Here is a 22,503-nt window from a genome sequence, read left to right on the forward strand (position 1 = left end):
CCCCGCGGATAACCGACCGACCGGTGTCCCGATCGTTGCGTTCGGAACACACGGTGTTCACATCCGGAAAGTTGTCCACACTCGCCGAAGTCCGTCTTTCCCGACCCGGACCGGTCCGGCACGGTGGCAGCATGCGCCGAACGACGACGATCCTGCTGGGGTGGCTGTTGCTGCCGATACTGATGGTGACGGTGTTGCTGCCCACCCCCGGAGCTCGCGCGACGGCGGCCGGATTCGGCTGGCCGTTGCGGCCGCGGCCGCCGGTGTTGCGGCGGTTCGACAAACCGGCCCACGATTGGCTGCCCGGCCATCGCGGCGTCGACCTCGGCGGTGCGGCCGGGCAACCGGTGCTGGCCGCCGCCGACGGGGTCGTGGTCTTCGCCGGCCCGGTGGGCGCCAAGCCGGTGGTCTCGGTGGCGCACCGGGAGTCGGGCCTGCGCACCACCTACGAACCGGTCACCGCATCGGTCACCGTGGGGCGCACCGTATTTCGCGGCGACCGGCTCGGCGTGCTGGTCCCCGGCCACCACGGTTGCGAGGTGTGCCTGCACTGGGGTGCCCTGCGCGGCCACGAATACCTCGATCCGCTCGCCCTGGTACACGCCCTGCCACTGCGCCTGTGGCCGGTGTCGGCCCCCGCGGCGCGGCGGAGCCCGGCGGGGCCGGATCTGGGTCGCCGCAGTATCCGGAACCGCCCTGAAACTGCGCCGGGTTTTGCGATCGTTCGATACTTTGAACGCAACGACGAAGGTGACGAGGACTACAGGGGGATCATGCAGGCCGTAGTTGTTCTGGTCGACCTGTTCAATGTGGGACCCAACGTGCGGACCGATCGCGACTACGATGACCTGCTGGACCTTGTCGGTGACCTCATACGAGGCGTTGTCGTCGAGCCGGCCGATCACGGTGATATATGTGACGTAGAATGCCGCCTGTACGGCGGTTTCGTAGATCGACGCGGCGGACCGACCGAGCAATACGTGAGAACGATCAGGAGGGTTCGGAGGCTGCAAACTCTGGAGAGTCGGGTTCGTATCAGGCCGACGATCGTTCGTTCATTGGCAGCGCATCCCGGTGCACAGTTCCACGGAACCTACAAGAACGGCGGCCAGAAGATGGTCGACCAAATGTTGGCGCTCGATGCCTATCATTTCGCGGAATCGGATTTCTTCGACTGTGTCGGGATAATTGCCAACGATGACGACTATGTGCCGGTTGTGGTTGCCATCGGACACAAGTTCCACTGTCCGGTACGCTGGCTGCGAAAGAGAACAACGAGTCCGAACGATCATCATTTTTCGCCAGAGAATGTTACGGTGCTCGAGGACGGGATGTGGAGATGAATTCTGCCGATTCGGCTTTGGATATGCTGCGGTCAGATCTGGCATGTTTCGCGGATCCTGGCACCGAGATACGAGCCGAGTCGGCGGGTATCGGAAAGTTCCGTGTCAGCTGGATGCAGGACGACAAGCGACGGCACGCGCTGTTCACTTTCGAGGAGTCGAGTGACCCGTGGCCGCTCGGTGTCGAGTTCAACAACGCGAAAATGTCCTACGCAGGTTTCCTGGCGGGTTCGCAGATGGCCGATCTTCGTGCCGTGGCAAAGAATATGCTCAATATCCTGAAGCCGATTCCGAGCTATGTGTCTCTCGATGCTCGTCGTATTGATGATCTGAGTGTGGACAATCTGGCGAAAGACGGTGGAGATGTCATCGCCGAGCTGGCTGTTCCCGGAGACGGGCGGACCAATGTCATTTTTGTCACGGCCGATGCCGGTGTGGGTAAGACCAGTCTGCTACGGCACGTGACTCGTTTGAAGGCCGCTGAGTATCTGAAAGGTGCGACAACGGCGCTCTGGATCTACGTGGATGCTCAAGGCAGTCGGCTCGCCCAACTCGATCAGGCCATAGCCGCAGTCCTGGACGATGTTCGAGCGAAATTTCCTTATCATGCGACGGCGCCTTTGGTACGCGCAGGCACTGTGGTCTTGGTGGTCGACGGATTCGACGAGCTGATCGGGAGTGTCGGCAGTTACGACGAGGCCTTCAGCAGTCTCGCGAGCTTCATCTCGGATCTGGGTGGATATGGTTGTATCGTCGCTGCCGCGCGCAGTGCCTACTATGAGCAGGAGTTCCTCGCGCGCACTTCCACCACTCTGGGCTTCGGTTCCGACAGCTGGATGCTGAGCGCGATAAGGCTGCTGGATTGGAGTCGCAGCCAGCGGCACGATTACTTGTGTCGTGTGGCCAAGAGCGATAAACGTGCAGGTCATGCATTGGACGCAGTCGTGGAGAAGATCGAGAACGCGCTGAGCGTTGCGGATGTGCAGGGCGTGGGCTACAAACCGTTCTTCGTCTCGCGTGCCGTCGATATCATGATCCCTGAGAAAGAAACCTCTGACGGCGGTGTCGCATCAGATCGCCTCGTTGATCTGCCAGTGGGCACCGGACTGTTGGATCGATTGGTTACCGCGTACGTCAACCGTGAGGTGGAGCAGAAGTTATTGTCCCCTGCAACAGGGTCGTCGATGCTGGATTCGGAACAGTATCGATACCTGCTTTCGGAGGTGGCCGAAGAGATGTGGAAGCAGGAGACCCGAGAACTGTCCAATTCCTCGATCCGCGAGATCGCCGAGATATTGGGTAGCGCGATAGGTATCCAGGGCGACACATTGCGCGAGGTGGTGGAACGGTTACCCTACGGCGCGATTCTGTCGCGTGGTGTTCTGCCCGGTGGCGTGGCCTTCGAGCACGATATCTACTATTCGTATTTCTTGGCCGAGCCGGTAGCGCGCACCTGGATGCAATCCGATGTACGGTCGTTGACAAGGCTGCTGAGACGAGGCCGACTCCCAGAAGAGGCCGCCGCGATGGCGGGCCGACGGCTACGCGACCGCGAGGCGCAGCCCCTGCTGACCGTCCTCAGCGATTCGACCCGCCGAGCGAATGGTGACACCGAACAGGTCAAACGCAATTCCGGTGCGCTTGCCGCCGGGTATCTGAACGGAATTTCGGCGAGTGGATTGAACCTTACCAACTTTATTTTCGGTGATGTCGAAATGGGCCAGCTCAAAATATCCGACAGTACATTCTCGCGGTGTGATTTCAACGGTACCGATCTGTCCGGGGCAAAATTTTTCGGCTGCCGCGCGGAAAGCGTCCACATGGATCGCGTGCTCGTGGATCCGGCGACGACGCTACTCGATATCGATGCACTGCGAGTGGATGATTTCCACGGGCTGGGGTTGAAAACCGAGTACGGCGAGCGATGGATTTTCTCGCCGCTGGAGCTCGCCACGATCCTCGACGCGTGTGATCTGCCGGCGGCCGAGCGCGAAGAAGCTACTCGTACCGTGCATCCCGACGTATCCGGGATCATCGACAAACTGTGCATGCTGTATCTGAAAGCTAATGCTATCGCCGAAACGGACGCGGGCATGACCTGGATTGTTTCCGATGCGCGATGGCGGCCGGTACGTGCCGCGTTGCTCTCCAGCGGTGTGTTGTCGATCGAATCGAAGTCCGCGAGTGGCAACAAGGTGTTCCTACGCCGCAACAAACGTCCTCAAGAGATCATGCAGGGTATGCGGATCGACGCGCCGGTTTCCGGACCGGTACGTGCACTCTGGGAGCAGTTGGAAGCGATCGACTAGCTAGGTTCTGTCTCCTCATGACATAGGGGCTAGGCCATGGTGGCGAGGTTGTGCCAGAGGTGCTCCAGGCTGTCCGTGCCGCCGAAGAGGGTGGTGAAGTTCGTGGAGTCGAGCAGGACGATGTCGCCGGCGCGGGGGCCGGTGGGTGGCATCCAGATCAGCGCGTTGAGTTCGGTGTCACCGGCCTCGAGGAAGGGGTGCGGCCGACGCGCGTCGACACGCTGGCGGGCCAGGACACGCACCGCGTCGCTCTCCGGGACGGTGAGCTCGTAGTGCGGCAGATGAGGGTGGAAGTTGAGCGTGGTCACGTGGTCCAGCAGGTGTGGCCCGTCCAGGTCGCGGTAGCCGGTCAGCGGGGCGATCTCGGTGGTGCCCTCGATCACCGCGGGACGCAGGCCCCAGCGGTTGCGTATCGGTACGCCGAGCGCCTCCATCAGCGAGCGGGTGTACCCGCCGAAGCGCTGCTGCCGTGGCACCAGCGGGTCGCCGTGGTGCTCGTGTTCCCGCTGTCGCTGGGCGTAGTCGTCGGTGGCGCCGACGTCGTGATGCGGGGCCAGCAGCAGGCACGTGCCGTCGCGTTCCAGCCAGTCCCGGAGGGCGGCGCTCTCCTCGGGTGCGGCGTGCTGTCCGCAGAGGAGGTGGTCGAGCCCGAAGACCAGCAGGGTGTCGGTGTCGGCGAGGATTCGCTCATCGATCGGCAGCACGTAGCCGGCTTGGTCGATGCGCTGGAACACCGCGACCGGGTGGCCGGTCGCCGCACCGGCCAGCTGCTGGAAGGCCCGCGTCGAGCGGTGGAAGAGTTCGAGCGTGCCGGCGATGCCCTGGAGGAAGTGGGCCGCATCGTATTCGGGGGTTTCGTAGCCCGGCCACGCGACGTTGCGCACCTCCGTCATCGTGGAGAAGCGGTTGTACATTTCGGCCGGATCGCGTTGCGCCTCCCACGGATAACTCCAGGCCCAGTAGATGCTGATCCGCCGTCGCCCGTCGGCGCGGCGCGGGATGTGGTCCTGGTTGTAGGTGCGGGCCGCGGGCAGCGCGCTCATCGGTTCGCCTCTCCGCTGTCGAGCGTGGCCAGATATCGCAGTGCGGTGATGCCGGGGAGGAAGAAATACCCGCCACCGGTGAGCGTGGTGAAGGCGGGCAGTCCCCGCAGCACTTTTCGGATGGGCCGGCGTGGGACGGTGAAGTCGAGGGTGCCGTCCTGGGCGCCGCAGATGGGGTCGTGTTCGTTGCCCAGCTCGTGGAAGGTCTTGTCGTTGATCCAGACGTTCTGCGCGAACTCGAACTGGCGAACCAGGCTGGCGCAGATGATGAAGGCGGCGATGCCCCGGTCCGCGCCGTCGTCCGGGGCGTCCTCGGGCAGTGCCGGGCCGTAGGTCGCGCCGCGGCGGATCATCCTGCGGCGGTTCATGTTCACCGCGGTATCGCGCGGGTTGAGCCGTCGGGCGTGCGAGCCCAGCGGTACCGCGTAACCGTGCGGGTCCTGCTCCCGGTAGCCGAAGTCGTTGTTCCGCATCGGATCCGCGCCCAGCGCCGGGTCGTCGTGATCCGGGGCCAGGACCAGGGGAGCGCCACTGCGCCAGCGGCCCATCAGCTTCGCGGCGAGCAGTTCCTGTCCGGCCGGAGTGTCGGCGTGCTCGCGCAGGTAGGCCCGGAACGCGCCGACGTGCTCGCGCAGCCGGCGGTAGGCCACGTAGCTGCCGTTGCGCGACAGCACCTCCGGCTGGGGCAGCCCGTGCGGCGGCCCTTCCTCGTCCGGATAGCCGAGGATGAATTCCCCGGGTTGCAGTGCCGCGCCGGAGCCGGGGGTGGGTTCGTCCCCCGACCCGGCGATCACGGGCTGGGACAAGCGGTCCCGGTACCCGAAATGGTCGTGGGCGTGATCGAAGGGCGGTGTCGCGTTCAGATCGAGGAACGACAGCACCCGCACACCCGGGCAGCGAGCCACCAGCTCGTCGTGGACGGCCGTGCAGCGCCGGTGCTCGGCCTCGGTGCGGGCGAACAGGATCGCGATCGCGTGCAGGTCGTCACCGGCCAGCCCGCCCACCCAGTTGTCCGGATGGTTCGCACCCGTGTCGCCGAGGATCTCGGCGCGCCCGGCCATACCTTCGCGGAACTCGTCCGGAAAGGTCGCCAGCGATCGTTCCGGCAGGCCCAGTGCCCGCAGTCCGTGCCAGGTGAAGGCCAGCGTGATCCACCGACGGTCGGTGTCCATGCAGGCGCGTGCATCCGCCGCCGACTGCACGCGATCCAGCAGTGCGGTCAACCAGGCCCGGCCGCCGGCGGGGTCGTCGAAGGACAGGAATTCGTACCGCCCGGTCATCGCCGGGGTGCGGGTCAGCAGGATGTGCTGGATGTCGTCGAGGTCGAGCGCCGGGCCGGTCACTGCATCTGGTCGAGCATGTCGGCGAACGCCGCCTTCAGCCGCAGCGCCTTCTTGATCTCGTCGGCGGTGACGAACGGATATTCACCGTACTCCAGGAAGCTCGGAAAGTGGTGCTCGCGAACGAATTTCACGAAGGACTCCGGGTTCTCCCGCCAATCCGCCGGGAAGCCCTCGAGATTGGTGAAGACGGTCTCGATCCCGGTCGCGGCGAACAACCCGACGGCGTCCTCGGTGTACTTGTCGAAATCGGTGTCGAAGATGCCCTGGTACTGGAAGTACAGGTCCGGGCCGATGTCGAACAACACCCAGCGCAGATAGTGCAGCCGCAGCGGGGCGAGCACCTCCGGATCGGCCGCCACCGCCTCCTCGATCCGTGTGCCGTAGGCGCGGATCGCCGCCTCCCGGCCCGGGATCACCTTGGCGATGATCGAGAACCCGTAACAGGCCGGGGTCCGGGGATAGGTCGGGCCGTACCGACCCCGCTGTAGTTCGAAATAACCCTCCGCCGGAATGGCCATCGCCGCCGGTCTGCTCCAGCTCGGTTCCGCCGCCACACTGCTCACCCGCTCTCGCCTCGGCCGGGCCCGATACCGCCGGGGCAATCACCCCGTCGGACCGGACTGCGGATTCACCCGCGTCCCAGCTCAGCACACCGGGCGTCACTCGATCCGGGCGTTGTCCGCAACGGTGGCCGCATCGATACCGGGCCGGTATCCCGTGCCGTCGGGCGATCGGTGAGGGCCCGGCGCCGGGTACCGTTCGGTCCTCGGGGTCGGGCCGCGGGTCACTACCGGCGGCCGCGGCCGCCGACCGGTTCGCCCTCGGTCTCGGCGAGTTCGCGCTTCCAGGAGCGGAAGCCCTCCTCGGTGCGGCCGAGGCGCCAGTAACCGGAGATGGAGGCCGAGTCGGCGGGCACGCCGCGCTCCTTGCGGATGTAGGGCCGCAGGCCGTGCATCACGGCCTGGGCCTCGCCGTGGATGAAGACCTGCACCCGGCCCTCGCGCCACGGCTCGGCCGTCACGGCGGCGACGAGTTGCTCACCCGGCGCCGCGTCGCCGCGGTGCAGCCAGGTGACGGTGACGCCGGCGGGATGGTCGAATTCGAGCTCGTCGGCGGGTGAACCCACCTCGACGAACACCCGGCCGGTCGCGTCGGCGGGCAGGGCGGCGCAGGCTACGGCGATGGCGGGCAGCGCCGAGTCGTCACCGGCGAGCAGATGCCAGTCGGCGTCCGGGCGCGGTGCGTAGGCGCCGCCGGGGCCGTTCAGCGTCAGCGGGTCGCCGGGCTGCGCGGCGGCCGCCCAGGGGCCCGCGACACCCTCGTCGCCGTGGTACACGAAGTCGATGGCGATCTCCCGGGCCGCCGGGTCGATCGAGCGCACGGTGTAGGTGCGCACGGTGTCGCCGTCGGGTCCGGGAAACTGGAGTTTGACGTAGGAGTCGGTGAAGGCGTTCGGCTGGAACGTGTCGAAGCCGGGGCCGCCGAGGTGGACCCGGATCAGGTGGTCGGTCAATCGTTGCGTGCGCTGCACGATGAAGTTGTGCGGTACGCGGGGTCGGGGCATAGGGCGCTCCTTCATAATTAGGTTTACCTAAAAGGCCGTAGCACGGAATATCGCCGATAGCTCGGAGTAAATCTGTGACGCAGATCCGGTGCCGCGGACGCCGCCACCCCACCAGGATGGGGACATGTCACGGTCACCGGGAGAGCCCCCGTTCACCTATGCCGAGGTCGGCGCCACCCGGGGTGACTTCCCGCCCGGCTATCACCGATTCGAGGTGCGCCGCCGCCTCGGCGCGGGCCGGGAGCTGTTCGAGCGGGTGGCCACCGAGATCCTGACCTATCGAATGCAGCGCGGCGCGGGCATTTTCGGGTCGGCCGACACCCCCGTCGCCGCACCCGGCACCCTGCTGACCGTGCGGCTCGGGATCGGCCCGTTCGCCCTCACCGCCCCCTGCCGGGTGGTGTACGTACTCGACGAGCCGGACCGGCGCGGCTTCGCCTACGGCACCCTGCCCGGCCATCCCGAGATCGGGGAGGAGCTGTTCGCGGTCGAACACGATCCCGCCGACGATTCCGTGCACGGCGTGGTGGCGGCCTTCTCCCGGCCGGGCGCCTGGTACACCCGTCTGGGCGGCCCGGTGTCGCGGCTGCTCCAGCACTGGATGGCGGGGCGATACCTGGCGGCTGTCCGGCCGTGACGGCGGGCGGTGTACCTGGACACCGGATTTCGAACCCACCTGTCACCGCGAGTCTCGAATCACCCGGTGCCGCGGCCGTTTCGGCGCGCTCGCGCGCGGACCCGGGGGCAGCGCATTCCGGACACAGCCCCGATGTCGCCGATCGTACCGGGGGTGAGCACAGCGGCCGCGGTTGCCCGGCGGTCGCGCGACGTCACGACGGCCGAGGCCGTGGCACAACGATATTCGCGCGCGGGGCGGGGGCGGCCGGCGCGGGTGCCGAGCGGTGCGAACGTGCGGAATCCGGATGAATCGATCGAGCTTTTTCCGGCTCACGCTCGTATAGTGACGTTCAACCTGCCGGTACGGAGGCTGCACGTGCGGTCACCGCGGCAGCCTGGACGAAGGCATGCGGGACGGGGGTGGGCTGGGTGGTCGATGTGACCGCGGCGCGGTTGCGCGAGCTCACGGGTCCGGATCCGTATCGGGACAACGCCTTCCGGCTCGTCAACATGGCAACCGACGCCGATCGGCGGAGCCTGCGCGACCGCCGGCGCGTGGTACTCGCCGCGCTGGCCGCCGGAGCCGACACCGACCTCGGACATCCCCTCGACGCGGACCGGGCCCGCGCCGCATTCGACCTGTTGCTGGGCGATCCCCGGCGGCGGATCGCCGATGAGGCGCTGTGGCTGTGGGGGACGCCACCGGGCGCGTGCGGTTGCGATCCGGAGGTGCACGCGGCCCACGATGCGGCGGTGTCCGCTCACCGCTTCGCGCTCGGCGAGTGCGAGACGCCGGGCACGAGCACGGCCGTGCACTGGCGCGAGGCGGCCCGGTCCTGGGATGCGGCCCTGCGTGGCGACGGCTTCGCCGGTCATATCCGGCACCGGGTGCTGACCCTCGACGATCCGCGGCTCGACGAGTCGGTTCTCGGCGTACTGCTCGACGAGCTGCCGCTCGTGCTCGTGAAACCGCTGCTGGCGCTGATTGTTTCCCATCCCGGTCTACAGCAGGACCTGTACGACGTGGTGCACGACTGGCCGATGCCCCCGGGAGTGCGGGAACGCTTGCTGGGTGAGCTGGCCGTCCCCGTGCGCGACGAGGCCAGCGCGGCGCTGGACGCGGCCTACGAACTGTTCGAACTGGGCGACTTCCGCACCGCCGCACAGCGAGTGGACACCCTGATCGGCCCCGCCGTCCGGCAGCTGGAGGCGCTGCTCCCGGCCGCCCGGCATCCCCGCACGGGGGTGGTGCGCGATCGGGCCGCGGCGTTGCTCGGCAAATGCGCGCAGCGGATCGTCGCGCGTTCGCCCGGCGCGCAACAGGTTTCGGGCTTGCCGCAACGACGCGATAATCTCGGCCAGGCCGCGCGGTGGTTGCGGGCCGCGCTGGAACTCGCGGCCGATCCCGGAGGCGCGGAGACACTGCGAGCGCAATTGGCTGGTATCGACATCGAACTGACAGAGATCGGCCGGACCCTGGACCGGCTCGCGATGCCCGCCCACCCGATGCCGCTGGCCACCGAGCCGTCCCGGCGGCCCTCCACCCTGCCACCGGTCGGCCGGCAGCGCGGGCCGGTGGTGGTGGCGCGGCGGTGGCCACGCGTGACGGACCTGAGCCCCGTGCGACCCGCCATGGTGATCGTCGGTCTCACCGTGATCCTCGGATTCTCCATCCTGCTGTTCGCCCGCTGCGCCGCACCACAATCCGACCACCGGTCACTGCCGACCCCGCCCGCCGGCCGCTCGGTGACCAGAGTCGCCGTGCCCGATCAGGCGACCGGATACGCGGCCGCAGCCCCGGGCCGGGCCTCATGAACTGGCTGATCCGCGTCGTCACGGCGCTGCGCAGCGCGACCTCGCCGCCGACGGTGTCCGTACCGCCGGCCGCGCCGAGGCGGGCCGTCGCACTCATCCAGCCGATCACCCCCGCGTCACCGTCCACCGGACAGACCCGACCGCCGTCCGTGCCGCGCCCGGGCCCGGCACGACCGCACACGGCCGATCAGCCGGGCACGGGCACCGCCGGTGAGACGGAGTCGCTCGATGTGCCGCCTCGCGACACCACCGCATCGACTGCCTCGGACTCGGATCGGTCCGAGCCCGAGGCGACACCGGAAGAGGTCGCTGCCCACGGCATATCGCCGTCCGGAGCGTCCACGACCGCAGGCGCGAACTCGGGTGTGGCCGACGCGGCCCGCACCGATACGACGTGCGGCACCGCGGATCTCGAGCCGGAGACCTCCGATGTCGAGGCGTCTCCCGGCGATGTGCCCGATGCCGCAGGTCCGGCCGGGGCCGCTGCGCGTAGCATCGCCGACCCGGCCGACGTCGTCTCCCGCGACGGCCCCGGCCCGGCCGAAGCAGATCCGGTCGACCACGGGACGACGGATCCCGACGCCGAGACGGCCCGGAGCGCGGGACCGCCGGACGACGTGTCCGACCGCATCGACGCGGCCGAAGGCGCGACACCCCACACGGCCGTGGCCGATGTGCCTCCTGTGGATACGACCCCCGGCATGACCGCGGCCGGTGCGGAGCCGTCCGTCGCCGAGGTGCCGGACGACACCGGCGCGGTCGAGGCGGACGTGGCGGTGGGTGCAGGGACCGGGGTGGACGAGAAGGCGCTGGCCGAGGCCGCCACGAATCTGTGGCGGGCCGAACGGAAGCTGCGGTCGGCGGATCAGTCGAATGCGGTGCGTCAGGCCGGGCGGTATCTGGCCCGGTGCCGAACGGCTCTGGCGGAGGCCGCGCTGGAGATCCAGGATTACGACGGTGAACGTTTCCACCCCGGCCGCGACCTGGACGTGCTCGACTACCAGGAAGATCGGGAAGTCGCGGCGGAGACGGTGATCTCGACCGTACGGCCCACGGTGTATTTCCGCGACAAGCACATTCAGCGAGGACAGGTGATCGTCGGATACCCGCCGGGCGACCGGGCCGACGGGACCGACCCGGAGGGAGGCCGGCATTCGTGAGCGAGACCATCGACGTCGGAATAGATCTCGGCACCACCAACAGCGCGGTCGCTGTCGCCGCCGGTGGCCGGGTGACGGTGATCAAGAACAACGACAACGCCGACACCACACCGTCGGCGATCTGGCTGCCCCGGCCCGATACCGTCTATGTCGGCCAGCGCGCCCGCAAGCGCGCCGAGACCGACCCCGACAACACCGCGACCGAGTTCAAGCAGCTGATGGGCTATGACGGCACGGCCGTCCGGTTCGCCCGCGCCGGTGTCCGGCTCACCCCGGAGCAACTCTCGGCCGAGGTGCTGAAGTCGTTGCGGCACAATGTCGCCAGTGCGCTCGGTGAGCCACCGGACGCGGCGGTGATCACGGTGCCGGCGGCCTTCGCGCTGAACCAGCGCAACGCCACGCTGCGTGCGGCGGAACTGGCCGGGCTCGGTGGCGACTGCCCGTTGGTTCAGGAGCCGGTCGCGGCGGCGTTCGCGTTCGGACTGCGGGAAAATGCCGGACGCGGCCGCTGGCTGGTCTTCGACTTCGGCGGCGGCACCTTCGATGCCGCCGTGCTGTACCGCGACGACGACGAACTCCAGGTCCTGCATCATGCCGGGGATCGCACGCTGGGCGGCAAGCTGATCGACTGGGCGCTCGTCGACCGGGTCCTGGCTCCGGCCGTTGCCCGGGAGCTGGGGCTGGCCGACTTCACCCGGTCCGAACCGCGCTGGCGCGGCAACTTCGGGCGCCTGAAGGCGGCCGCCGAGCAGGCGAAGATCGATCTCTCCCAGAGCGATTCGGCGGAGCTGATCATCGAGTTGGTGGTGGACGGGCAGGAGGAGACCTTCGAGGTGACCATGCCGCGCGAGGCCCTCGACACCGTGGCCGAGCCGTTCTACGTGCGTGCGATCGAACTGGCCCGGTCGGCGCTCAACGAGGCCGATCTCCAGACCCGGCATCTCGATCGGGTGCTGCTGGTGGGCGGAACGACCCTGTCCCCCGGCTTGCGGGAACGACTCGCCGATCCGGAACTCGGTCTCGGTGCGCCACTGGATTTCAGCGCCGATCCGACCACCGTCGTCGCCCACGGCGCGGCGCTGTTCGCCAGCACCGTGCGGCGGCCGCGCCGCGCCGCACCCGCCCTCTGGCCCGGCGGTTTCGCGCTCGAGATGACCCACGAGCCGACGGTGACCGTGACCGATCCGGTGGTGGCCGGGCGCGTGCACGGCAATCCGATCGGCTCCTGGACGAATTACGCGGTGGAACTCAGCAATCCGGATGCCCGGCCGCCGTTCCGGTCGGCGCGCATCGCGCTGAACGTCAACGGCGCCTTCACCTGCGAGGTCGACATCGACCCGCGGCAGACCTCCCGGTTCCAGGTGGCGCTGTTCGACGGGGTGGGCACCGAATGCCGGCTGGAGCCGGGCACGTTCACCATCACCCACCGGTCCGGTCCGGAGTTCGAGGGCATCCGGCTGGCCGATTCGCTCGGTGTGCAACATGCCGACGGCGGCTTCTCGGTGGTCGTCCGCAAGGGCGTGACGCTGCCGACCACCGCGCATCGCACCTTCAAGACCTCCGGGGCCCTGCGCCGCACCGAACTGGATGCGGTGCTGCGCATTCCGGTCGCCGAGGGCGAGCGCAGCCGGGGCGAGCGCAACCGGCTGGTCGGCATGCTGGAGGTGCGATCGGCCGACATCACCGTCGATCTGCCGATGGGTAGTGACGTCGAGGTCACCTTCGAGGTGGATTCCTCCGGCATGGTCGCGGTGGTCGCCGACGTACCCGCGGTGGACATCCAGACGGATGCGGCGATCAACCTCGACGGTATCGAGCCGCCGACCCCGCCGGATCTGCGCGAACAATTGCACGAGATCGAGCAGCGCCTGCTGCTGTTGCGCGGCTCGGCGCATCTGGCGCCACAGGCGCAGCAACTGCTGCACACCTTCGACCGGCAGGGCACGCTGATCGTGGCCCGCGAACAGGTCGCCGCCGCCGACACCAGCCCCGACGCGGCGGTGGCCGCCGAGGACCGGCTGCGGGACGCGCACGCCGAACTGGACGACGTCGCCGACGCCCTGGCGGTGCCGGAACTGGTTCGTGATCTCGACGAGCGGCTCGGCTACGTCGAGATGCGGGTCCACCAGATCGGCACCGAACGGGACCGGCACCGGCTCACCGACCTCCGCGACCGTGCCGAGGACGCCATTCGCACGCGTAACTCCAAGGCGCTGCGCAAACAACTCGACGAGGCCTCGGAGTACCACGTCGACCTGGTGCGCCGCTCGCCGGACTTTCCGGTGGTGCTGTTCCACAGCCTGGAGGACGCGCTGCGATCCACTCCCGCGGCGGCCGACCTGCTGCGGGAGGGCGGCCGCGTGATCGCCGCCGGGGAGCTGTGGCAGCTGACCCTCGTCAACCACCGCCTGCTGACCCTGCTGCCCCCGAACCTGCGCGACCCCGCGATCGGCATCCTCTGAGCGGCTCAGGCGCGCGGATGCGCCTGATCGTGCACCTTCTTGAGCCGCTCGATCGACACATGGGTGTAGAGCTGCGTGGTGGCCATGCTGGCGTGCCCGAGTACCTCCTGCACGATCCGCAGGTCCGCTCCGCCCTCCAGCAGGTGGGTCGCGGCGGTGTGCCGCAGGCCGTGCGGCCCCATGTCCGGCGCCCCCGGGATCGCCGTCACCACCTCGTGCACGACGGTCCGGGCCTGCCGCTGATCGAGCCGGCCACCGCGGCGGCCCAGCAGCAGTGCCGCCCCGGAGGCCGCCGTCGCCAGCGCCGGCCGGCCGTGCACCAGCCAGGCGTCCAGCGCGTCCTCGGCCGGTATCCCGAACGGCACGGTCCGTTGCTTGCCGCCCTTGCCCAGCACCCGCACCAGCCGCCGCTCCCGATCGATGTCCTCGAGGTCCAGTCCGCACAGCTCGCTGACCCGGATGCCCGTCGCGTACAACATCTCCACGATCAGCCGGTCCCGCAACGCCATCGGATCCTGCTGCGCCGCACCGGATTCCGCGGCCGCCATGGCCTCCCGCGCCTGCTCCCGGCCGAGCACCGCCGGTAGCGCGCGGTGCGGCCGCGCCGCCGCCAGCCGCGGCCCGGGATCCATCGCCAGCCGCCCGGTGTGATGCAACCACGCGGTGAACGTCCGCGCCGCCGACGCCCGCCGCGCCATCGTGGCCCGCGCCGCGCCCGCCTTCGACAACACGGCCAGCCACGACCGCAACCCCGCGAGATCGAGCTGCGCGATCTCGAATTCCGCGTGCTGCGACCGCAGATGCAGCAACAACGACCGCGCATCGCCCAGATAGGCCCGGACCGTGTGCGCGGACCGATTGCGCCCCAGCCGCAACTGCCGCCCGTACTCCTCGAGCAACGACTCCCACTCCGCGGGCAACGACTCCATCCGACCACCGTCCCCCGCCCGGACCGCCCCCGCAACTCTCCGCGCCGACACCCCCTCGTCCCTCGCCGGCCTTGTCCATCGGGGGGTGCCCGCCATCGCCGTCGTCGCTGTCGAAGCGTCGGCGGGTGACCGGAACGCGGGTGCCGGGTGCGTTGTTCACCGCGGCACAACGCAATCGCGTGCACATCGTGGGTTCGAATCGGAACATCGCCGGCCGGGGATCGGGTGTGCGGTTCATCGGGGTGGCCTTCCGGAGTGGGTGAGACGGAACCAGCCGGAGCGGTCGGAGCCGACGAGGCCCGCGAGTTCCAGGGCGGGAAGGGCGGCGCGGACCGTGGCGAGGGGGAGACCGGAATCGGCGGCCAGGTCGTCCGGCAGACGGGAGCCGACGGCGGGGAGGGCGGCGTAGACCAGGCCCTCGTCACCGTCGGGCGCCTCGTCGGCGGTGACCACGCCGGGGACGGACAGTCGCAGCGGACCGGCCTCGTCGACGATCTCGTCGGCGCGGGTGACCAGCAGGGCCTCGCCCTCCCGGATCATGCGATGGCAGCCGGCGGAGGCGGCCGCGGTGACCGGGCCGGGTACCGCCAGCGCCGGGCGGCCCAGGCGGCGTGCCCATTTCACGGTGTTGCGGGCGCCGCTGCGCAATCCCGCTTCGACCACCAATACCCCGTCGGACAGGGCCGCGATCAGGCGATTGCGGGCGAGGAAATGATGTTTGCGCGCGGTGGTGCCGGGTGCGTATTCGCTGACCACCAGCCCGGTTTCGGCGATCTCGGCGAGCAGCCGATCGTGCTGGGCCGGATACGGGCGGTCCACGCCGCAGCCGAGCACGGCGACGGTGGTGCCACCGGCGGCGAGGGCCGCGCGATGCGCGGTGCCGTCGATGCCGAAGGCGGCGCCGGACACGATGATCCAGCCGCGCGTGGCGAGTTCGCCCGCGATCTCGGTGGCCACCTGTTCGCCGTACCCGCTGCTGCATCGGGCGCCCACCACCGCCAGCGCGGGCTCGGCGGAATCCGGCAGCGACACCGGTCCGCGCACCCACAGCATCAGCGGTACGGCGGCGCCCGGATCGCGCGCCGAGTCGAGCTGGTTCAACCCGAGCAGCCGCCAGCTCGGCCACTCCGCGTCGTCGGGGGTCAGCACTCGGCCGCCGAGCCGGGCGATGGTCTCCAGATCCTTTTCGGCGCAGTCGATTCCGCGCCGCAGCTCGGTGGGACCGTGCAGCGATTCCGGCAGTTCGCATTCGCGCACCGCACGCGCGGCCTCGACGACCCCCACCTGCTCGATCAGCGCCGACAGCGCCGGGCACGGGCCCTGGACCACGCGGGAGAGGTACGCCCAGGCCAGATGCCGCGCGTCGATATCGGTCGTCATGCCGCACCCCGCTGCCGGAAGTTCAACGCCTGCAACACATCCTGCACCGACGGCACCTCGCCGCCGCGCAGGTCGCACATGGTCCACGCGACCCGGATCGCCCGGTCGGCGCCCCGGGCCGACATGCGGCCGTGCCGCAGTGCGTTCTCCACCGGTGCGATCGACTCCCGCGGCAACCGGAACCGCTGGCGCAGCACATGTCCCGGCACCTCGGCATTGGTGGACCAGCCGTACTCCTGCCAGCGCCGCACCGCCGCGGCGCGGGCCACCGCCACCCGCTCGCGCACCAGCTCACTGCTCTCGGCCTCCTGTGCCGCGAACGCCCCGGCGGCCTGGCCGTACATCTGCACCCAGATGTCGATGCGGTCCATCAGCGGGCCGGACAACTTGCCGAGGTAGCGCCGGCGGGCGAGCGGAGCGCAGATGCAGTCGACATCACGGGCCGGGGCACACGGGCACGGATTGGCCGCCAGGATCAGCTGGAAGCGCGCCGGATAGCGGGCGATGCCGTCGCGGCGCGCGATGCGGATCTCGCCCTCCTCCAACGGGGTTCGCAAGGCCTCCAGCACCTTGGTGCTGATCTCCGCGCACTCGTCGAGGAACAGCACCCCGCGGTGCGCCCGGCTGACCGCGCCGGGCCGGGCCGAGCCGGTACCGCCGCCGACCATGGCGCTGACCGACGTCGAGTGGTGCGGGGCGACGAACGGCGGCGCGGTGATCAGCGGATGCTCGCCGGACAGCGTGCCGGCCACCGAATGGATCGCGGTGACCTCCAGCGACTCCGGCTCGGTCAGTGGCGGCAGCAGTCCCGGAAGACGTTGTGCCAGCATGGTTTTGCCGATCCCGGGCGGACCGGTCAGCAGCAGGTGGTGGCCACCGGCGGCGGCCACCTCCAGCGCCCAGCGGGCCTCGTTCTGACCCACCACCTCGCTCAGATCGCCACCGCCGTGCTCGGCCGGTGGCAGCACGAACTCCGGGCGGTGCAACTCGCCGTCGCCGCGCAGCCAGTCGATCAGCTCGCGCAGGGTGGCGGCGCCGAGCACGGCGATGCCGTCGACCAGCCCGGCCTCCATCAACGTGCACGCCGGCACCACAACGGTGGACCGGCCCGCGTTGCGCGCGGCCAGCACCGCGGGCAGGATGCCGCGCACCCGCCGCACCCGTCCGTCGAGGGCCAGCTCGCCGAGCAGCACGGTGCCCGACAGCCGCTCGGCCGGCACCGAATCCCCGGCGTCGAGTACCGCGGCGGCCAGGGCGAGATCGTAGACGCTGCCGACTTTCGGCAGCGTCGCCGGTGACAGCGCCAGGATGACCCGGCCGTCCGGCCATTTCTCGCCGGAGTTGGCGACCGCCGCCCGCACCCGGTCACGCGACTCCTGGAGGGCGGTGTCGGGCAGGCCGACCAGATGCACCGACGGCAGCCCCTGCCCGACATCGGCCTCGATCTCCACCAGCTGGCCGTCCACCCCGGTCACCGCGACCGAGTAGGCCCGGCCCAGCGCCATCAGAACACCGCCGGGAGGTGCTCGACGGCGGGTTCGCCGCGGGGCGGTATCAGCACCGACACCACGTCGAACCGGATGCGCAGCCACGGCCCGTCCTGTTCGTTGAGCCACAGCAGGGCCAGCCTGCGGATGCGTTGCTGTTTGCTGAACGTGACCGCCTCCGCCGGCACCCCGAACCCCAGCCCGGTCCTGGTCTTCACCTCGACGAAGGCGGTGACCTCACCGTCCCGCACGATCAGATCCAGCTCGCCGTAGCGGCACCGCCAGTTCCGCTCGATGATCTCCATCCCCGCCTCGCGCAGAAATCGCGCCGCCAGCTCTTCCCCGTGTGCGCCGAGCGCCAGATTGTGTGCCACCCGCCCAGCCTCCGCCGCGGGCGCCCCGGCGCCGATGCCGCGAACTGCGGGAACGACAACCCTGTGGAGCGTCGTTTTGCTGTGGATAAACCGGTCCCGACCACCCCGTTTATGCCGCCGACCCAGGTCTGCGTACACTGGTCCCGCGGTCCGCTCGGGCGGGCCGACTTCGCGCGTCCGGCGAATAGTGCCGTCGGCTGGTCCCGTCCCCACGGGTCCGGCGGCCACGGGCGCCAGGGCAGTGGTCGCGTAGTCGCGTGGCCTCTGTATCAACCGGCAACGAAAGGCGGTAACGCAGCAATGGCTGTCGTGACCATGAAGCAGCTGCTCGACAGCGGCGCACACTTCGGGCACCAGACTCGTCGGTGGAACCCGAAGATGAAGCGGTTCATCATCACCGACCGCAACGGCATCTACATCATCGACCTGCAGCAGACGCTGACCTACATCGACAAGGCGTACGAGTTCGTCAAGGAGACCGTCGCCCACGGTGGGACCGTGCTGTTCGTCGGCACCAAGAAGCAGGCGCAGGAGTCCATCGCCGCGGAGGCGACCCGCGTCGGCATGCCCTACGTGAACCAGCGCTGGCTGGGCGGCATGCTCACCAACTTCTCGACCGTGCACAAGCGGCTGCAGCGCCTCAAGGAGCTCGAGGCGATGGAGCAGACCGGTGGCTTCGAGGGCCGCACCAAGAAGGAAATCCTCATGCTGACGCGTGAGAAGACCAAGCTGGAGCGCACCCTCGGCGGCATCCGCGACATGCAGAAGGTGCCCTCGGCCATCTGGGTCGTCGACACCAACAAGGAGCACATCGCCGTCGGCGAGGCTCGCAAGCTGAACATCCCGGTCATCGCGATCCTGGATACCAACTGCGATCCCGACCTGGTCGATTACCCGATCCCGGGCAACGACGACGCGATCCGCTCGGCCGCGCTGCTGACCAAGGTCGTGGCCTCCGCCGTGGCCGAGGGCGTGCAGGCCCGCGCCGCGCGTGCCTCCGGTGATACCAAGCCGGAAGCCGGCGCCGGCGAGCCGCTCGCCGAGTGGGAGCAGGAGCTGCTGGCTCAGGCCGCTCCGGCGACCGAGGCTGCTGAGGCCGCTCCGGCTGCTGAGGCCGCTCCGGCTGCTGAGGCCGCTCCGGCTGCTGAGGCTGCCCCGGCTGCTGAGGCTGCCCCGGTCGCCGAGGCTCCCGCAGCCGAAGAGCCGGCCGCGGCTCCGGCCGCCGAATAAGCGGCAGTCGCCACCGCGACTTTTGTTCACCGTGCCGGCCCTTCCTGTTAGGAAGTGGTCGGCATGGTGTCGTTCGAAGGACCCGAAACTACAAGGAGGCTCGCCAGGATGGCGAACTACACCGCCGCCGATGTGAAGCGGCTCCGGGAGCTCACCGGCTCCGGCATGATGGACTGCAAGAAGGCGCTGGAGGAGACCGACGGCGATTTCGAGAAGGCCGTCGAGGTGCTCCGCATCAAGGGCGCCAAGGATGTCGGCAAGCGCGCCGAGCGCGCCACCGCCGAGGGCCTGGTCGCCGCGCAGAACGGCGTGATGATCGAGCTCAACTCCGAGACCGACTTCGTCGCGAAGAACGACGAGTTCCAGAACGTCGCCGGCGATATCGTCGACGCCGCGTCGAAGGTGCACCCCACCGACCTGGACTCGCTGAAGGCCGTCGACGTGAACGGCAGGACCGCCGACCAGGTGGTGCAGGAGCTGGCCGCCAAGATCGGCGAGAAGCTGGAGCTGCGCCGCGTCGTCTCCTTCGACGGCCCGGTCGCGACCTACCTGCACAAGCGTTCCTCCGACCTGCCGCCGGCCGTCGGCGTGCTGGTCGAGTACCAGGGCTCCGGTGACGGTGCGGCCGATGCCGCCCGTGCCGCCGCCATGCAGGTCGCCGCGCTGAAGGCTCGCTACGTCACCCGCGACGAGGTGCCCGCCGACCTGGTCGAGAAGGAGCGCAGCATCGCCGAGGCGACCGCCCGCGAGGAGGGCAAGCCGGAAGGCGCGCTGCCGAAGATCGTCGAGGGCCGCGTGAACGGCTTCTACAAGGACGTCGTCCTGCTGGAGCAGCCGTCGGTCACCGACAACAAGAAGACCGTGAAGCAGCTGCTGGACGAGGCCGGTGTCACCGTGACCCGGTTCGCCCGGTTCGAGGTCGGCCAGGCCTGACCGGGCCCGCCGCATTTCGGCTGTAGCACCTGACAAGGCCCCCGGCGCAACGTTTTTCGTTGCACCGGGGGCCTTGTCGTGACACTACCCGGTGTAGCCGGACAGGTTGTAGACCGTGGTGTTGCCGACCTGCTGCGGGGTGAAGTTCGCGGTCACCCAGTCGCTGATGTCGGTGTGCTGGTTGCGGCCGAAGCCGCCGCCACCACCCGCCGCGGCGTTACCCGCGCCACCGTTGTTCGCCGTGCCGCTGCCCGGGGCGGCATTGCCCGCGCCGCCGTTACCCGCGGCACGGCCGTTGCCGGGAGCCCCGTTGCCGGTGGTGCCGTTGCCCGTCCGGGTGTTGCCCGCACCGGCGCTGCCTGCCGTGCCGTCGCGGGTGTCCGTGGCGCCGCCGGTGGTCTGTCCGCGCCCGCCCTGGTTGCTGACGATGTAGTAGGTCACCTTCCCGGCCTTCACGTCGGCCTGGAACTGCGCCAGCGTCGGCGTCGGATCGCTGCCGGAGAAGCCGCCGATCGCCATCACCGATCTACCGCTCTCGATCTCCAGTCCCGCCGCGGTGGACGAGCCGTTGACCGCCGCCGCCCAGGTGGACGTCGTCGCACCCAGCAAGGCCGACAGCTGCGGATTCGACTGTGTCTGACCGAAACCGCCGAAGCCGTCGCGGCCACCCGCCCGCGCCGGGCCCACGGTCGGCCCGCCACCGGAGTGCGCGGTGGCGACGGTGGCCAGCGAATAGGCCGCCGGGCCCGCGAGACTGCCGATCAGGCCGAGGGTCAGCGCGACCGCCGCCACCCGCCGCACGCCGCGGTCCCAGGGCATCACCGCCAGTGCCGCCGCGAACAGCGTGACCAGCAGGATCGCCCACCGCAGCTCCGGATACCAGCCGCTGTTGCGGTGCAGCAGCACGAAACTCCAGATCCCGGTCAGCGCGATCAGCGCCGCGAGTCCCAGCCGGCCGAACAGCGTGTGCCGGTGGATCCACATCTCGTGGATACCGATCGCGAACATCCCGGCCACCGCGGGCGCGATGGACAAGGTGTAGTAGGGGTGGGCCAGGTTCTTCATATAGCTGAGCACGCCGCCGTCGACGACCACCCAGCCGCCGAACACGATCGCGCCGGCCCGGACCAGGTCGGTGCGCGGTGCGTGCCGCCGCGCGATCAGCACCAGGACCAGCGCCAGCAGGGCCGCGGGCAGCAGCCAGCCGATCTCGAACCCGAACTCACCGCTGAACAGCCGCTCCACGCCGCGGACCTGATTGCCGCCGAAGCCGCCGCCACCGCGTCCGGCCGGGGCCGGAACCGCGGTCGCCGCATGTCCGGCCGCGCCGGGCGCCGGCGTCGCCGCGTTCGCGGGCGGGGTCGCGCCGCGTCCGCCGCCACCGCCGCGGTTGCGGCCCAGCACCCGGGCGAAACCGTTGTAGCCCAGCACCAGATTCATGAAGTTGTTGTCGGTCGAGCCCGCGAGGTAGGGCCGGCTCGAGGCCGGCCACAACAGCGTCAGTACGACATACCAGCCCGCGGCGACCAGCGTCGCGACCAGTGCGGCGACCAGTTGCAGGATCCGGGTGCGCAGTGGATTGGGTGCGGCGATCAGATAGGCCAGGCCCAGCGCGGGCAGCACCATCACCCCTTCCAGCATCTTGGCCAGGAAGGCGAAACCGATTGCCACTCCGGCCAATACGATCCACAGGGTCGAGGCGCGCTGGATCGCCCGGACGGTGGCGTAGGCGCCGGCCATCATCAGTAGCACCATCGCGGCGTCGGGGTTGTTGAACCGGAACATCAACGCCGCCACCGGGATCAGCGCCAGCGCGGCCCCGGCCAGCAGGCCGGTGTAGTGACTGCCGGTGACCCGCCGGATCGCGCCGTACAGCAGCGCCACCGCGGCCACCGCCATCAGCGCCTGCGGTATCAGCATGGAGGCGCTGGAGAAGCCGAAGATCCGGCCGGACAGCCCCATCACCCATTGCGACACCGGAGGCTTGTCGACAGTGATGAAGTTCCCGGCATCCAGCGAACCGAACAACAGGGCCTCCCAGTTCCGGGAGCCGGCCCAGGCGGCGCCGGCATAGAACTGGTTGCCCATCCCGTTGATGGTGATGTTCCAGAGGTACATCACCGCCGTTGCGAGCAGCAGAGCGGCAAGACCGGCGCGTTCGGCAGCTTTGCTGCCCCGCCCGGTCGCGCGGGGGGCCGCGGGTTGCGGCTGCACCGTCGAGGTATCGAGTGAGGCGATCACGGTGTCCATTCAGCCGGGTCCAGCAGAGAGCACCCTGTGAGCGCCCGGTGAGCTTGCCGCGACACGATCCGGTGGACCGGCCGGTATCGTCCGGGTTGGCGCCGTGCGGAATGCCGTCTCGGCCGCCCGCTCGCGGCCCGCCGCCGTCTTCGGCGCGGTTGTGGGGCGATTCACGCTTCCGCCCCCGCATAGGGCAGGATAGGTGCAGCTTTGCCGCCGTCCAGGGCCCGCGTGACATCGGATGGTGCATTCGCGCGCACGAACCCAGCCGA

General features: G+C 69.4%; 16 protein-coding genes and 1 pseudogene. 8 read left to right on the top strand and 9 right to left on the bottom strand.

All coding sequences use genetic code 11. The features are described 5' to 3' along the window. Positions 1–182: 182 nt before the first annotated feature. Both LBW94_RS17310 and LBW94_RS17315 read left to right on the top strand, forming a co-directional pair. Positions 183–635, top strand: a pseudogene (locus LBW94_RS17310) (M23 family metallopeptidase); the annotation flags it as partial. Between the two features lie 704 nt (positions 636–1,339). Further along, positions 1,340–3,652 carry an NACHT domain-containing protein gene (locus tag LBW94_RS17315; RefSeq protein WP_225057598.1) on the top strand — a complete coding sequence of 771 codons (2,313 nt, stop codon included), beginning with the start codon at positions 1,340–1,342 and terminating at the stop codon, positions 3,650–3,652. Positions 3,653–3,681: 29 nt separating this feature from the next. Here the strand turns inward: LBW94_RS17315 and LBW94_RS17320 are convergent, their stop codons facing one another. The 4 genes from LBW94_RS17320 to LBW94_RS17335 form a co-directional block, all read right to left on the bottom strand. Next, on the bottom strand, positions 3,682–4,695 hold the full coding sequence (locus LBW94_RS17320) for a hypothetical protein (protein WP_225057597.1): 1,014 nt from the start codon (positions 4,693–4,695) through the stop codon (positions 3,682–3,684). Beyond that, entirely contained in the window at positions 4,692–5,975 is a 1,284-nt protein-coding gene (locus LBW94_RS17325) for a Dyp-type peroxidase (protein WP_225057686.1), read from the bottom strand. The genes LBW94_RS17320 and LBW94_RS17325 overlap by 4 nt, the downstream gene beginning before the upstream one ends. A gap of 59 nt (positions 5,976–6,034) precedes the next feature. Continuing rightward, a complete protein-coding gene (locus LBW94_RS17330) occupies positions 6,035–6,556 on the bottom strand; it encodes a hypothetical protein (protein WP_225057685.1) in 522 nt (173 codons plus the stop codon). A 269-nt stretch (positions 6,557–6,825) separates the two neighbouring features. Beyond that, the gene (locus LBW94_RS17335; RefSeq protein ID WP_225057596.1) at positions 6,826–7,602 is read right to left on the bottom strand and encodes a siderophore-interacting protein; all 777 of its coding nucleotides are present in this window, start codon (positions 7,600–7,602) and stop codon (positions 6,826–6,828) included. A gap of 124 nt (positions 7,603–7,726) precedes the next feature. On the opposite strand from LBW94_RS17335, the gene LBW94_RS17340 reads away from it, so the two are divergent. From LBW94_RS17340 to LBW94_RS17355, 4 genes are all read left to right on the top strand, one after another. After that, positions 7,727–8,239, top strand: coding sequence for a DUF1990 family protein (locus LBW94_RS17340; RefSeq protein ID WP_225057595.1), 513 nt, complete (start codon positions 7,727–7,729; stop codon positions 8,237–8,239). Between the two features lie 410 nt (positions 8,240–8,649). After that, positions 8,650–10,035, top strand: coding sequence for a hypothetical protein (locus tag LBW94_RS17345; protein ID WP_225057594.1), 1,386 nt, complete (start codon positions 8,650–8,652; stop codon positions 10,033–10,035). Next, a complete protein-coding gene (locus tag LBW94_RS17350; protein ID WP_225057593.1) occupies positions 10,032–11,195 on the top strand; it encodes a hypothetical protein in 1,164 nt (387 codons plus the stop codon). Before LBW94_RS17345 ends, LBW94_RS17350 begins: the two co-directional genes overlap by 4 nt. Next, positions 11,192–13,657 (top strand): Hsp70 family protein, encoded by a 2,466-nt coding sequence (locus LBW94_RS17355; protein WP_225057592.1) that lies wholly within the window; start codon positions 11,192–11,194, stop codon positions 13,655–13,657. The genes LBW94_RS17350 and LBW94_RS17355 overlap by 4 nt, the downstream gene beginning before the upstream one ends. A 5-nt stretch (positions 13,658–13,662) precedes the next feature. On the opposite strand, the gene LBW94_RS17360 is transcribed toward LBW94_RS17355, so the two are convergent. The 4 genes from LBW94_RS17360 to LBW94_RS17375 all read right to left on the bottom strand — a co-directional run bounded on the left by LBW94_RS17360 (position 13,663) and on the right by LBW94_RS17375 (position 17,827). Further along, positions 13,663–14,586, bottom strand: a complete 924-nt coding sequence (locus LBW94_RS17360; RefSeq protein WP_225057591.1) for a tyrosine-type recombinase/integrase — start codon at positions 14,584–14,586, stop codon at positions 13,663–13,665. Between the two features lie 234 nt (positions 14,587–14,820). Then, complete coding sequence (gene dprA, locus LBW94_RS17365; RefSeq protein ID WP_225057590.1) at positions 14,821–15,966, bottom strand: DNA-processing protein DprA; 1,146 nt, start codon at positions 15,964–15,966, stop codon at positions 14,821–14,823. Continuing rightward, positions 15,963–17,471: a YifB family Mg chelatase-like AAA ATPase gene (locus tag LBW94_RS17370; RefSeq protein ID WP_225057589.1), complete on the bottom strand. Its 1,509-nt coding sequence runs from the start codon at positions 17,469–17,471 to the stop codon at positions 15,963–15,965. Before LBW94_RS17370 ends, dprA begins: the two co-directional genes overlap by 4 nt. After that, positions 17,471–17,827, bottom strand: coding sequence for a YraN family protein (locus LBW94_RS17375; protein WP_225057588.1), 357 nt, complete (start codon positions 17,825–17,827; stop codon positions 17,471–17,473). Before LBW94_RS17375 ends, LBW94_RS17370 begins: the two co-directional genes overlap by 1 nt. A 300-nt stretch (positions 17,828–18,127) precedes the next feature. Here LBW94_RS17375 and rpsB point away from each other — a divergent pair, with 300 nt between their 5' ends. Beyond that, the gene (rpsB, locus tag LBW94_RS17380) at positions 18,128–19,057 is read left to right on the top strand and encodes a 30S ribosomal protein S2 (protein ID WP_225057587.1); all 930 of its coding nucleotides are present in this window, start codon (positions 18,128–18,130) and stop codon (positions 19,055–19,057) included. A 108-nt stretch (positions 19,058–19,165) separates the two neighbouring features. Then, a complete protein-coding gene (gene tsf / locus LBW94_RS17385; protein WP_225057586.1) occupies positions 19,166–19,990 on the top strand; it encodes a translation elongation factor Ts in 825 nt (274 codons plus the stop codon). Between the two features lie 84 nt (positions 19,991–20,074). On the opposite strand, the gene LBW94_RS17390 is transcribed toward tsf, so the two are convergent. Further along, on the bottom strand, positions 20,075–22,240 hold the full coding sequence (locus tag LBW94_RS17390; protein ID WP_225057585.1) for a glycosyltransferase family 39 protein: 2,166 nt from the start codon (positions 22,238–22,240) through the stop codon (positions 20,075–20,077). Positions 22,241–22,503: the final 263 nt, after the last annotated feature.

This window comes from Nocardia sp. alder85J (assembly GCF_020176955.2).
Taxonomy (GTDB): domain Bacteria; phylum Actinomycetota; class Actinomycetes; order Mycobacteriales; family Mycobacteriaceae; genus Nocardia.

Bases quoted from the DNA above. Each gene is read 5' to 3' on its own strand.
- LBW94_RS17315 (WP_225057598.1), top strand. From the start codon at position 1,340: ATGAATTCTGCCGATTCGGCTTTGGATATGCTGCGGTCAGATCTGGCA.
- LBW94_RS17320 (WP_225057597.1), bottom strand. From the start codon at position 4,695: ATGAGCGCGCTGCCCGCGGCCCGCACCTACAACCAGGACCACATCCCG.
- LBW94_RS17325 (WP_225057686.1), bottom strand. From the start codon at position 5,975: ATGACCGGGCGGTACGAATTCCTGTCCTTCGACGACCCCGCCGGCGGC.
- LBW94_RS17330 (WP_225057685.1), bottom strand. From the start codon at position 6,556: ATGGCCATTCCGGCGGAGGGTTATTTCGAACTACAGCGGGGTCGGTAC.
- LBW94_RS17335 (WP_225057596.1), bottom strand. From the start codon at position 7,602: ATGCCCCGACCCCGCGTACCGCACAACTTCATCGTGCAGCGCACGCAA.
- LBW94_RS17340 (WP_225057595.1), top strand. From the start codon at position 7,727: ATGTCACGGTCACCGGGAGAGCCCCCGTTCACCTATGCCGAGGTCGGC.
- LBW94_RS17350 (WP_225057593.1), top strand. From the start codon at position 10,032: ATGAACTGGCTGATCCGCGTCGTCACGGCGCTGCGCAGCGCGACCTCG.
- LBW94_RS17360 (WP_225057591.1), bottom strand. From the start codon at position 14,586: ATGGAGTCGTTGCCCGCGGAGTGGGAGTCGTTGCTCGAGGAGTACGGG.
- dprA (WP_225057590.1), bottom strand. From the start codon at position 15,966: ATGACGACCGATATCGACGCGCGGCATCTGGCCTGGGCGTACCTCTCC.
- LBW94_RS17370 (WP_225057589.1), bottom strand. From the start codon at position 17,471: ATGGCGCTGGGCCGGGCCTACTCGGTCGCGGTGACCGGGGTGGACGGC.
- rpsB (WP_225057587.1), top strand. From the start codon at position 18,128: ATGGCTGTCGTGACCATGAAGCAGCTGCTCGACAGCGGCGCACACTTC.
- tsf (WP_225057586.1), top strand. From the start codon at position 19,166: ATGGCGAACTACACCGCCGCCGATGTGAAGCGGCTCCGGGAGCTCACC.
- LBW94_RS17390 (WP_225057585.1), bottom strand. From the start codon at position 22,240: ATGGACACCGTGATCGCCTCACTCGATACCTCGACGGTGCAGCCGCAA.